General features: G+C 35.5%; 13 protein-coding genes. All 13 read right to left on the minus strand.

Going from position 1 to position 12,796, the window contains the following annotated elements:
* Positions 1-64 precede the first annotated feature (64 nt).
* The 13 genes from QQZ16_RS10425 to QQZ16_RS10485 all read right to left on the minus strand — a co-directional run bounded on the left by QQZ16_RS10425 (position 65) and on the right by QQZ16_RS10485 (position 12,781).
* Positions 65-562 (minus strand): chemotaxis protein CheD, encoded by a 498-nt coding sequence (locus QQZ16_RS10425; RefSeq protein ID WP_081836533.1) that lies wholly within the window; start codon positions 560-562, stop codon positions 65-67.
* Positions 555-1,193: a chemotaxis protein CheC gene (locus tag QQZ16_RS10430; RefSeq protein WP_284561330.1), complete on the minus strand. Its 639-nt coding sequence runs from the start codon at positions 1,191-1,193 to the stop codon at positions 555-557. The genes QQZ16_RS10425 and QQZ16_RS10430 overlap by 8 nt, the downstream gene beginning before the upstream one ends.
* A gap of 2 nt (positions 1,194-1,195) precedes the next feature.
* On the minus strand, positions 1,196-1,672 hold the full coding sequence (locus QQZ16_RS10435; protein WP_035415917.1) for a chemotaxis protein CheW: 477 nt from the start codon (positions 1,670-1,672) through the stop codon (positions 1,196-1,198).
* A 179-nt stretch (positions 1,673-1,851) separates the two neighbouring features.
* Entirely contained in the window at positions 1,852-3,915 is a 2,064-nt protein-coding gene (locus QQZ16_RS10440; RefSeq protein ID WP_284561331.1) for a chemotaxis protein CheA, read from the minus strand.
* A gap of 21 nt (positions 3,916-3,936) precedes the next feature.
* Entirely contained in the window at positions 3,937-5,046 is a 1,110-nt protein-coding gene (locus tag QQZ16_RS10445) for a protein-glutamate methylesterase/protein-glutamine glutaminase (protein ID WP_031534523.1), read from the minus strand.
* 12 nt (positions 5,047-5,058) lie between these two features.
* Complete coding sequence (locus tag QQZ16_RS10450; RefSeq protein ID WP_284561332.1) at positions 5,059-5,937, minus strand: MinD/ParA family protein; 879 nt, start codon at positions 5,935-5,937, stop codon at positions 5,059-5,061.
* Between the two features lie 2 nt (positions 5,938-5,939).
* Complete coding sequence (gene flhF / locus QQZ16_RS10455) at positions 5,940-7,130, minus strand: flagellar biosynthesis protein FlhF (RefSeq protein ID WP_031534520.1); 1,191 nt, start codon at positions 7,128-7,130, stop codon at positions 5,940-5,942.
* Positions 7,127-9,163 (minus strand): flagellar biosynthesis protein FlhA, encoded by a 2,037-nt coding sequence (gene flhA, locus QQZ16_RS10460; RefSeq protein ID WP_284561333.1) that lies wholly within the window; start codon positions 9,161-9,163, stop codon positions 7,127-7,129. Before flhA ends, flhF begins: the two co-directional genes overlap by 4 nt.
* 73 nt (positions 9,164-9,236) lie before the next feature.
* On the minus strand, positions 9,237-10,316 hold the full coding sequence (flhB, locus tag QQZ16_RS10465) for a flagellar biosynthesis protein FlhB (protein WP_284561334.1): 1,080 nt from the start codon (positions 10,314-10,316) through the stop codon (positions 9,237-9,239).
* The gene (gene fliR / locus QQZ16_RS10470; RefSeq protein ID WP_031534512.1) at positions 10,317-11,096 is read right to left on the minus strand and encodes a flagellar biosynthetic protein FliR; all 780 of its coding nucleotides are present in this window, start codon (positions 11,094-11,096) and stop codon (positions 10,317-10,319) included.
* Positions 11,097-11,103: 7 nt separating this feature from the next.
* Positions 11,104-11,373 (minus strand): flagellar biosynthesis protein FliQ, encoded by a 270-nt coding sequence (fliQ, locus tag QQZ16_RS10475; RefSeq protein WP_284561335.1) that lies wholly within the window; start codon positions 11,371-11,373, stop codon positions 11,104-11,106.
* 12 nt (positions 11,374-11,385) lie between these two features.
* Entirely contained in the window at positions 11,386-12,051 is a 666-nt protein-coding gene (gene fliP, locus QQZ16_RS10480) for a flagellar type III secretion system pore protein FliP (RefSeq protein WP_031534508.1), read from the minus strand.
* On the minus strand, positions 12,044-12,781 hold the full coding sequence (locus QQZ16_RS10485; RefSeq protein WP_284561336.1) for a flagellar biosynthetic protein FliO: 738 nt from the start codon (positions 12,779-12,781) through the stop codon (positions 12,044-12,046). The genes fliP and QQZ16_RS10485 overlap by 8 nt, the downstream gene beginning before the upstream one ends.
* Positions 12,782-12,796: the final 15 nt, after the last annotated feature.

The following is a 12,796-nucleotide window of genomic DNA, read 5'->3' on the forward strand; positions in this document are numbered from 1 at the left end:
TAACGAGAGACAGTCTTATTCTTCACTCCTATTCGGTTCATTAAACAAACTACTTTCGTCCAACTTAGATAATATGTATTCCTTTGTTCACCGTACGAATCGTTAATTGATGGGTAGCTGGGGAAAATTCAATTGTTCTTCCGCTATTCCCCCCTACATCTTCACTAACTATTTTAATCCTTAATGCTTCCAATGTATTTTTCACTGCTTCTACATTTCTAGGACCTATTCTCATAACATCGCTTGTTCCATTAAACTGAAACATTTGCGCTCCGCCAGCAATTTTGGCTAATAAGGAATGTCTTTTTACCCCTAACCCTTCTAAACGTTCCACTAATTCAATAATCGCTGTATCTGCAAATTTAGCCTTATTTATAGTTCCAGATTTTGAAATAGACGCTTCTGGCAGCATGATATGTGCTAATCCAGCAATAGATTTCATTGGACTATATAATACAATTCCTACACAGGATCCGAGTCCTGAGGTTCGAATCGTGTTAGGAGGATGTACCACATTCATATCAGCAATTCCAACTTTTATCACTGTAGTCTGTTCAGTCACCATCTTTCACTCCTAATGACTGAAATAATGTGCTAAAAGAGTCTGGATCAGGCAATAAAAAGAAATGTCCATTTACAGTATCAGAAAGCTTAATATCTTCTCCATTCAATTCTGTATTGATGACAATTGCATAATCGCTTACTTGTGAATGTTCGACTAATCCATATGTAATAATCGCGCCAACCATGTCAATGGCAAGCGCTGGAACAGATGGATATAAGGATAGCTGCGTGAAATCGGATAAGGAAGATAAATAGGAACCAGATAAAATATTTCCCAATTCCTGTAATGCTGAAATAGATAACTCATCATATGGCAGTGCAAAGTTAACAGAAGTATCTCCAATCATATCCTGGACAAATTTAGTTGCCTGCTCGATAGGAAGAATAAAGAACATACTTCCAGGAACATCGCCCTCTATTCTTAAGAAAACTCCTGCAACAATATTATCTGCCCCTCCAGCCATTTCCATCATTTCATCAAATGTTACAATTTGAACATCAGGCACCTTCATATCAATCTTTTTATTAAGGAGCTTTGACAAAGAGGTTGCAGCGTGTCCTGCCCCAATATTACCAATTTCTCTTAATACATCAAGCTTCATTGAATCAATATCATTTATATAACCCATGCTTATTCATCACTTTTAGTAGTAGAATAATTTCTTAAAATAGTGCGGTCAAACACTTTTTCTAAATCTACAAGAATTAGTAAACGTTTATCAAGCTTGACTACCCCTTTAATATAATCAACCTCATCCCCATTAATGGTTTCTGGAGCTGGCTCATATAAAGCAGTATCTACATCTACAACATCATTGGCTGAATCAACAATAATGCCTACTTCCATATCTTCTAACATAATAATGATGATTCTTGTACTTTCTGTGTAAGGAATTTCTTCCAAATTAAACCGAAGCCGTAAATCAATAATCGGCGTTACTACTCCTCTTAAATTAATCACACCTTTAACAAAAGGAGCGATATTTGGAATTCTAGTAATATGCATATTCTTTTCAATGGACATGACTTCATTGACAGAAATAGCATATTCCTTTCCTTTCAATTCAAATATTATTAATTTTTCGTCTGTTGAAACTGCATCACTCATCTTTTTCATCCCTCTCCAATTAACCTTATCTACATACTAAAGCCAAAGAGTCTTTATCATCACCTAAGTGATGCTTTATGTCATTTTATAGCATGCATTAACATTTCCACCATTTGATGTGTTTGCAATATTAATGGGTATTATGTTTGCTACATAGACATACATCTTTTATAAGAGAATTATTTAATTAATGCATTACAATCCATTATTAGTGCTACTTGTCCATCACCCAAAATGGTTGCCCCAGATATTGCATATGCACTTGAAAGGTAAGCACCTAATGACTTTAATACAACTTCTTGCTGTCCGATAAATCCATCCACAACAAGACCTGCGAGTTTTTCTCCTTTTCTTACGATAACAACTGAATAATATTCACTTTCCGCTTTTGTTGATGGAACATCAAAAATATCTTTTAAGAATAATAATGGAACCACTTTACCTCGGAAATCAATGACTGTCTGATTATGGGCATGCATTACATCCTTTTTATAAACAATGGCTGTCTCAATAATCGATGACAATGGAATGGCATACTTTTCAGCTTGAATTTCTACTAGCATTACAGAAATAATCGATAGGGTTAATGGTAATTGAATAGAGAATAGCGATCCTTTTCCTTCTTCTGATTCGATTGTGATGGAACCACCTAAAGATTCTATTGTATTTTTTACAACATCAAGTCCTACGCCACGTCCCGAAATATCTGAGATTTGGTCTGCGGTAGAAAACCCAGATGCAAAAATAAGTTCAGCAATTTGCGAATCCGTTAATGTCTTAGCTATTTCTTTTGAAACAATGCCTTTATTAATAGCTTTAGAAAGAACTTTCTCTTTATTTATCCCTGCTCCATCATCTTCGAGCTCAATAAAAACATGGTTCCCGCTATGATATGCACGAAGAACGACTGTCCCTTCTTCATGTTTATTATTTGCTCTTCTAACCTCTGGTGTTTCCACTCCATGATCAAGCGCATTGCGGATTAAATGAACTAACGGATCGCCAATTTCGTCAATAACCGTACGATCGAGTTCTGTTTCAGCACCAATGATTTGCAAGTCAATTTTCTTATTTAAATCACGAGCAAGCTGTCTTACCATTCTTGGAAAACGATTAAACACGGTTTCAACAGGAACCATTCGCATATTCAAAATAATATTTTGCAGGTCTCCTGTTACTCTTGACATTCTCTCCACGGTTTCATGCAGCTCTTGATCTTTGAGATTAGAAGATATTTGCTCTAATCTTCCTCTGTCTATAACAAGCTCCTCAAAAAGATTCATCAAAATATCTAAACGCTCAATATTAACACGAATGGTCTTATTCGAAATTTTAGTCGCCGTTTGTTTCTCTGGCTGCTTATTTTCTGCAGGAGCATCATTTTCTGCAACAGGAGTATTTTTCTTTTCTTCCTGCCCTTCCTCCACCACATTCCTTTCAGTTGTAGATTGGTCTGCTTGCTTACCTGATATACTAGTTGCAAAAAACTCTCTTACTTCTACCTTTTCTACTTCTGAAACTTTCATGATAGATGTTTCTATTTTATTAGCTGCTTCTTTTGATATAAGAGTTACCATAAAGTCATAATCAAACTTTTCTTCCTCTAGCTCATCTACAGCTGGCACCGATTTAACAACTTCTCCTAATGATTCTAAAGCTTCAAAAATCATATATACTCTTGCAGCTTTTAATAAACAGTCGCTTTTCAATGTAATATTAATTTCATAAGTAAAAAAACCTTGATCTGCTGATTGTTGTAATACGGTCGTTTCAAATTGATCATAATGATTTTCTCTTGCTGGAGCTTTTTCTATAGTAGTAGCGGCAACCTCAACCTCCGCTTTCTTAAGTTGATTTATCGGTTCACCTTTTTCGATTTGAACAAGCTTTTCAACAACTTCCTCTACATTTCTCTTTCCGTCTCCACCACTAGCAATTGATTCTACCATCGCATCAAGATCATCGACAGCTAAGAAAATGACATCCAATATTTCTGGAGAAAAAACAATCTTCTTATTTCTGATTGCATCAAGCACATTTTCCATTTGATGGGTTAAGCTTGCTAAGTCCTCATACCCCATTGTCGCCGACATCCCTTTTAAAGTATGGGCTGCACGGAAAATCTCATTTACTATTTGTAAATTCTCAGGATCCTTTTCCAATTCTAATAGATGTTCATTACATGCTTGTAAATGTTCTTTACTCTCTTCAATAAAAACTTCTAAATACTGACTCATTTCCACCTTGCTTCACATCCCTTGACGTTATACATATTTCATAATAGTTTCCGCAATTTGATCTACCTTTTGAATATCATCTATATAATTCGTGGCAATAGCTGTTTTAGGCATTCCAAAAACTATACATGTTTCTTGCGACTCAGCGATAGCCTTTAGATAGCCTTGTCTTGCTAATTTCTTTAAACCCTCTGTACCATCAGAACCCATACCAGTCATAATAACTGCAATTTTTGCATAGGCTTTCAATTCGCTAACAGACTCAAACATTACATCTACTGATGGCCGATGACCGTTTAGAGGTGCTGCTTCGTCCAACACAATGGCTGTATGACCTCCAGCTGTCTTTACCTTTAAATGCAAACCACCTGGCGCGATATAGGCAACACCATTACGGATAATTTCGCCATGTTCGGCCTCCTTTACTGTAATCGCCGATAACGTATTAAGGCGATTTGCAAGCGAACGGGTAAATCCTGCTGGCATATGCTGAACCACTAAAATCGGTGCTTCTATATCACTTGGTAAACTAGTTAAAACTTTTTGCAACGCTCTTGGACCACCTGTCGATGTTCCAATAACCACTACTTTTTTCATAGGTTTCATCCATTTATCTGAAAAACCTATCTTTTGTACTACTTTCTCTTTTTCTTCGCTTGGTTCCATTTTACTATAAGAAGATTGTGAAGGAATAGTCTTTTTTCCTTCATTAGAGAGATTTATTAATGTTTTTCGCTTTACATTGCTTGCCAAAATTATTTTTTCTATTAATTCCTGCTTTACTTTATATAAATCTAGAGAAATAGAACCAGATGGCTTTGTAATAAAATCAATTGCACCTGCCTGCATTGCCTGAATGGTACTTTCCGCTCCCGCCTTCGTTATACTTGAAAGCATTAGAACTGGTACAGGATGCTCTGCCATCATTCTCTTTAAAGCACTTAGTCCATCTAATACTGGCATCTCAACATCAAGAGTTACCACATCAGGAGCTAATTCCTTGACTTTTTTAATGCCATCCTCGCCATTTCTAGCGGTGCCAATAACGGTTATTCTCGTGTCTTCAGAAAGAAAATCAGTAATTAGCTTCCGCATAAATGCAGAATCGTCAATAACGAGAACCTTTATTTTCTCCACTTTAATCCCCAACTACCTTTCAAACAAAAACCTTTTTAATTTTGACACAAAAGAGTGTCTATTAAATTGATGAGATTCTGTAAACTGTTGTTTACCATATCTATCGGCAATTTCACACAAAGCTTTAGATGCTTCTGATTTTTCATTAAAAAAGACGAAAGGAATTTGTTTTCTGACAGCCTGTGCAACATTTGCATCATCAGGAATATAACCTAGGTTAATAAGGTCTCGATGTAAAAATTGTTTCACTACTTGACGAAGCTTTTGGAGTGTCTCCACTCCATCTTTTTTCGTTATCGCACGATTAACGACAAGATACAATGGGAGTGTATTGTTCCTCGTATGAATGAATTTCATCGCTGCATAAGCATCTGTTATCGATGTCGGTTCCGGCGTAGTGATGACAATACAATCATCAACAGATAATATGAATTTTAAGGAATCCGTACTGATTCCTGCTCCCATATCAAGGAGGATATAATCATATTGGCTTAACAACATATAAAAATGCTGAAAGAAACTTTCAAGCTTCTCCTCCTCGATATCAACAAAATCACTAAGTCCAGAACCACCTGCAATATAATCTAGTCCCTCGAACCCCTTTGTAATAATATTCTCAAAGCCGATATTATTTCTAAAAAAATCAACAATTGTAAAACGAGATTGGGTTCCCATTAAAATATCAATATTGCCCATTCCTATATCCATATCAATTAGCAATGTACGGTAGCCCCGTTTTTGTAACGTAAGGGCAAAATTAAGAGAAAAATTTGATTTCCCAACCCCACCTTTTCCACTTATAATGGCTAATGTTTTGTGATTGGACTGATTTTTACGATTTGTATTCAATTGCTCGATTTTTTTTCTTAAGATTGAAGCCTGATCTGTCATTCTTAATCTACCTCAATTATTTTATTTACCAGCTCTATTGGCGTTGCTTGGATAATATCGTCAGGAACATTCTGCCCTGTCGTAATATAGGCAACACCCTTTTTGCATGAAACGATTAAATTGATCATTGCTCCATAAGAAGACGTTTCGTCTAATTTTGTAAAAATAAATGAGTCGATTTCAATTGCTGAAAATTGTTGATATATCTCTTCTAAGTCTTTCTGCTTTGCCGTCAACGATAGAACAAGCAATGTTTCCATTTCTCTTTTATAATCGACAACTTGCATCAAATCTTCAACATATTTTTTATTTCGAAAATTTCTTCCTGCTGTATCAATTAAAATAATATCGCAATTTTCTAATTTCCTTGTTGCGTTTTCAAAATCTTCCATCGAATAGCAAACCTCAAGGGGAACATCCAAAATAGTTGCATATGTTTTAAGCTGTTCAATCGCTCCAATCCTGTATGTATCTGTCGTAATAAAGCCTACCGTTTTTTGTTGCTTTAAAATTATATTTGCTGCTATTTTTGCTAAAGTTGTTGTCTTTCCTACACCGGTAGGACCAATTACATTAATATATTTTTTGGATAAAGAGATTTCTCCAAAGGAATAGGAGGAAATTTCCGTTAATAGAAGCTGTTGTGCCCATTTAAAAACATCAGGTTCTTGTACATTTTCCCCTGCTGCATACCATTTAGCCACAAGTTCTTTAACCAATCTGTCTTTAATGGATTTTTCTATTTCATGTTTTGCTAATTGGTGCACTACTTTTTTTATAGGAGTAGGGATGGAGAAGGAGACATTGCTACTTAAGTCTCCAAATGCTTGTACATGTTGATTAATTTCATCAAGTTGCTTTACGATATCCGGATAATCAGCACTCCCTTTCCCATTCACTGACTGATCTATACTAGGTTGATCAAAAGATTTTGTGTTAGGTGGTTGTTCTTTTATTAATATTGGATGCCGCACCTCGTTCTTCTTCATTTGTTTATATTGAGGAACGGGCACATCCGAAACACTTGGATCAATTGCTGCAAGGACTTCTATGTTTCTTTTTTTAAAAAGGCCTAAGAAGCCTCCTGTATAAATCACTTTAGAATGAAGAATAACGGCATCATTTCCTAATTCAGCTCGAATTCTTTTCATAGCTTCCGGCATATCACGTGCTATATATTTTTGTATTTTCATTCGATATTCACAACTCCCACACTTTGAACTTCCACATTTGCTTCTAATTCATTGTACGATAATACTGGAACTTGTGGAAAATAGCGTTCTGTCAATTGTCTTATATACATACGAACAGCTGGTGAGCATAAAAGAATCGGTAGCTGTTCCATGACAGACAGTTGCTCAATTTGTCCTGCGATGCTTTCTAAAATGGACTGAGAAACACTTGGATCAAGTGCCAAAAAGTTTCCATGTTCTGTTTGTTGTATATTATCCACTATTAGTTTTTCCACTTTTCCTGATAAAGTTACAACTTTTAGGGAATCATTTTGATTTGAATATTGATTGGTTATTTGACGAGCTAATGATTGTCTTACATACTCAACAAGTAAATCTGTATCAGATGTCATCTTCCCAAAGTCTGCTAATGTTTCAAAAATCACTGGCAAATTGCGGATAGAAACATTTTCTTTTAACAATTTTGCGAGAACCTTTTGGATTTCTCCTATAGATAACGGACTAGGTGTCACTTCTTCAATTAAGATTGGGTAGCTTTCCTTCACATGATCCACTAATTGTTTTGTCTCTTGTCTGCCTAATAATTCATAAGCATTTGCCTTAATAACCTCCGTAATATGGGTCGATACGACAGATGGCGGATCTACTACTGTATATCCAAATATTTCTGCTTGTTCCTTTGTGCTTTCTGTAATCCATTTAGCTGGTAGCCCAAAGGATGGCTCAATAGTATCAATACCTTCTATAGCATCATCATCCATCCCTGGACTCATTGCTAAATAATGATCCAACAATAGCTCTCCGCGCGCTCTCTCATTCCCTTTTATTTTTAACCGATATTCATTTGGCTGTAATTGAATATTATCTCTTATACGGACAACAGGTATTACCAGTCCTAATTCTATTGCTAGTTGTCTCCTAATCATAACAACTCGATCTAACAGGTCTCCACCTTGATTAGCATCTGCAAGCGGAATCAGTCCATATCCAAACTCAAATTCAATTGGATCCACATTTAATAAACTAACGACACTTTCTGGACTCTTCAACTCATCTGTCTGTATTTCTTCCTCCATCTCTTGCATCTGCTCCAAATCAGGCTTTGGCTTTATCGACAAGTAATAGGCACCAAAGATAAGAAGTCCTGCAATAGGAATGGTTAAAAAGTCATCTATCGGTGTAAATAATCCTAAGAGAAAAATGGTTCCGCCAGCAACATACAGCATTTTCGGATAAGCCATTAGCTGTGATGTAATATCAGAACCTAGGTTACCTTCAGAAGCAGCTCTTGTTACCACAATACCTGTTGCAGTAGAAATTAATAATGCAGGTATTTGGCTGACAATTCCGTCCCCTACTGAAAGTAAAGAAAAGTGCTGGGCAGCATCTGCGGTTGCCATTCCAAGCTGGGTCATTCCAATTACAATTCCAAAAATCAGGTTGATAAAAACAATAATAATACCAGCAATGGCATCCCCTTTAACGAACTTACTGGCACCATCCATAGAACCGTAAAAATCTGCTTCTCTACTTACTTTTTCTCGACGCTGTCTTGCTTCTTGCTCGGAAATAATTCCAGCATTTAAATCAGCATCAATACTCATTTGCTTCCCTGGCATAGCATCTAATGTAAAACGAGCTGCGACTTCTGATACACGCTCTGAACCTTTCGTAATAACTACAAATTGAATGATAACCAGAATTAAAAAGACCACTAACCCAACAACAATATTTCCGCCAATAACAAAGGTTCCAAAGGTATGTACTACCCCACCTGCATCCCCTGTAGATAAAATGGATCTAGTAGTGGATACATTAAGCCCTAGTCGAAAAAGGGTTGTTAATAGCAAAAGCGAAGGGAAAATAGAGAATTCGAGAGCTTCACTCATATTCATAGTTAATAATAGGATGAGTAGCGCCAATGTAATATTAAGTAAGATAAGAACACTTAATAACCACGTTGGAAATGGAATAATTAACATTGCAATAATGAGAATTACTCCTATCACTACGATTAAGTCTTTCCTTGCCATTTCTTCCGCTCCTTAAAAACGCACATTTGATTCCTTATTATTTACAATAATTCATTTACTAATAATTCTCGCATTATTTATCTCTCGTCTGGTAGACAATAGCAAGAATTTCCGCAACTGCTTTATAAAATTCTTCAGGCACTAAATCTCCTATCTCTACTTGATTATACATAGCTCGTGCTAATGGACGATTTTCTACCATCACAACATTATTTTCTTTTGCCACTAGCTTTATTTTTTGTGCAATAAAATCTACTCCCTTGGCAACAACATAGGGTGCATCATACTTTTCCTCATCATATTTTAAACAAATTGCATAATGAGTGGGATTAGTAATGACTACATCTGCAGAAGGCACATCCTGCATCATTCGGTGCATCGCCATTTCTCTTTGCTTTTGTTTTATTTTTGACTTTAATAATGGGTCCCCCTCCATGTTTTTATATTCATCTTTAATGTCTTGCTTTGACATCCGAATATTTTTTTCATAATCATATCGTTGATACATATAGTCCATTAGCGATATTACTAACAGTGCAACGGACGCATAAAGTCCCATTTGCACGGTTAATTTAGCAATTGTCACTGCAATAGAACCGATTGATTTATGGGAAAGAATAAGGATTTCATCCATTTTTCCCCATAGAACAGAAAAAACAACGATGCCGATTACCGTAATTTTAAGCAAAGACTTTAAGAGCTCAACAATGGAGCGAAGGGAAAACATTCTCTTAAATCCTGATAGAGGATTTATTTTTTCTAATTTCAATTTAATTGCTTCGGGCGAGAACAAAACACCAACTTGCATATAATTAGCTACTATTCCCCCAATAAGGGCTGCAATTAAAATAGGGCTTAATAGAAGTGCAGCTTCCTTCACAATATCTAAAAACAAGGCCTGCATAGAATTTACAGAAGTGTTAATGTTCGTAAAATCACTAAAAGTAAAAGTGAGAATGGACATTAATCCATCTAAAAGATATCCACCTGTGAAGCTTAATACACCAAATACAACTAAAAGAACAAGTGCTGTATTAACGTCCTGACTTTTTGCAACTTGTCCTTTTTTTCTAGTATCTTGTCTTTTCTTAGGAGTAGCTTTTTCTGTTTTTTCTCCTGCAAAGTACTGTAGATTCACTCGTAGGAGTTTCATTTATCCACCACCTCCTAATATGTTCATTATTCCCCTCATTGTTGTTAAAATGGATGAGAATAAATGAGAGACGGAAGACATGAGTACCCCTATAACAATAAAGAGAATGACTAAGCCTGCAATTAGTTTAATGGGAACCCCAACAACAAAGATATTTAATTGTGGAACGGTTCTTGCGACAATTCCTAATCCCACATCAACAAGAAAGATGCTCCCGACAATAGGAATGGACATTTGAAAGGCAATTACAAACATTAAACTGAATGTTTTAAGGAGAAATTCTGCCAAATTCCCATCACCAAAATGAATCCAAGCCTGGTCTAGCGGTATATATTGATAGCTATAAAAAATTCCATCTAATAATAAATGGTGACCATTAGATGCTAACAAAAAGAACATAGCAATAATGGTTAAATATTGACCAGTAAGTGGACTTTGCGTACCTGTTTGGGGATCTATGACATTTGCAATAGCAAATCCCATTTGAAAATCTATAAAACCACCTGCGATTTGAATGGCAGCAAACAACATATAGGCAACAAATCCAATTAGTATCCCTACCATGGCTTCTTTCATAATAAGAAAGTAGTAGGTTGAATCAATTGCTAGTGTTGGCACATCCATTCCCCAAAACATAATTAAAGATAAAAAAAAGCCTAAACCTACTTTAAAAGATGTAGGAATCGTCCGATAAGAAAATATAGGCAACATTAAAAAGAACGAAGTAACCCGAACGACGATAAGTAAGAATGCTGGAAAATTTGATAAAAGTTCATCCATCATCTTTCTATCCAATAAACCTTGTTAGATTCGAAAATATATCTTTCGTATAGGAAAGCATGTGACTTAACATCCATGATCCAAAGAAAACAAGCCCAACAAGAACAGCTACGATTTTTGGTACAAAGGCCAAAGTCTGTTCTTGAATTTGTGTTGTCGCTTGAAAAATACTGATTATTAGTCCAACTGCTAAAGCAATAATTAACAATGGACCACTGACAATTAAAACGGTAATTATACCTTTCTCAGCAATGGAAATAACCATTTCCTGTGACATTTTTTCACCTTCTTAAAAACTTTCTAACAGTGATTTTACAACTAGATACCAACCATCTACCATAATGAAAAGTAGAATTTTAAACGGCAAGGAAATCATAACAGGTGGTAACATCATCATCCCCATAGACATCAGAATACTTGCAACAACCATATCAATGACTAAAAATGGGATAAAAATCATAAATCCTATTTGAAAGGCTGTTTTTAATTCACTAATTGCAAAAGCAGGAACCATTGTAGTTAAGGGAATATCTTCAATTGATTCAGGAGCTTCTGCATTCGAATAATTTAAAAATAGCGCTAAGTCTTTCTGACGCGTGTGCTTACTCATAAATTCTTTAAAGGGTAATGCTGCGTTATCATATGCTTCCTCTAATGTAATTTCTTCATTAAATAAAGGGGTCAGTGCTTTATCGTTTACTTCCTGAAAAGTTGGAGCCATAATAAAAAATGTTAAAAACAAAGCTAACCCAACAATTACTTGATTAGGAGGCATTTGCTGTGTTGCAAGCGCCGTTCTGACAAAGGAAAGAACAATCACTATTCTCGTAAAACTAGTTAGTAAAATGATGATACTAGGTGCTAAAGAAAGGACGGTTAATAATAATAACAATTGAACAGAAGTTGAAACATTTCCTGGGTCATTGTTACTAAACAACTGCATAAACTCATTCATTTTTTTCAGACGTTCCTTTCTTTTTCTTCTCCAGTACATCCATCTTTTCCTTACGTTCACTCGATATTCGCTCTAGTTCTTTTGACAAGCGCATAGAAAAAGAGTCTTTTGGCTTCGATGTAGAATGACCGGAAGCTACTATCTTCTTCACCTTTGTCACAATATCGCTTGGTTGTACTAGCTGATCTAATTTCCGATTATATTCTTCTAAAATTTCTTTATACTCTTGTTCATCATCAATCTCTTTAATTAATTGAATACTATCTCCAACACCTACTATTAGTAATCGATTCCCTACTTTTATTAATTGAATGGATCGATTGGAACCTAAGCCAGTACCACCAATATTTTCAATAATTTGCGCGTTCTTATAACCATGATTTCTTTTATTGATAAATCGCAGAATAAAATACATTAAAAAAATGACAAATATGGTTGCAAAGATCATCTTAATAAAATCCCAAATGGTAACACCAATGGAACCTGATTCCTCTCTATCTGATTCATCTAGCAGTAATTCAGACTGATCCGATGTTTGATCTTCAGCATTCGTACTTTCTTCTGTTGTATCTTTATTTGCATCTTCTTGCTTTTTGTTCTCTTCTGATTTTTCATTATGTAAAATATCATATACACTTTTATCAATTTGTTCTGCATAGGCTTTCGTTCCAAAGCCTAGCAGAACAATGATGAGTAGTGAACAACGAATTAATAAATATGCTTTATTCACATTCGGCACCCTCTA

It is taken from the genome of Bacillus sp. T2.9-1, assembly GCF_950097965.1.
GTDB lineage: Bacteria > Bacillota > Bacilli > Bacillales > Cytobacillaceae > Niallia > Niallia hominis.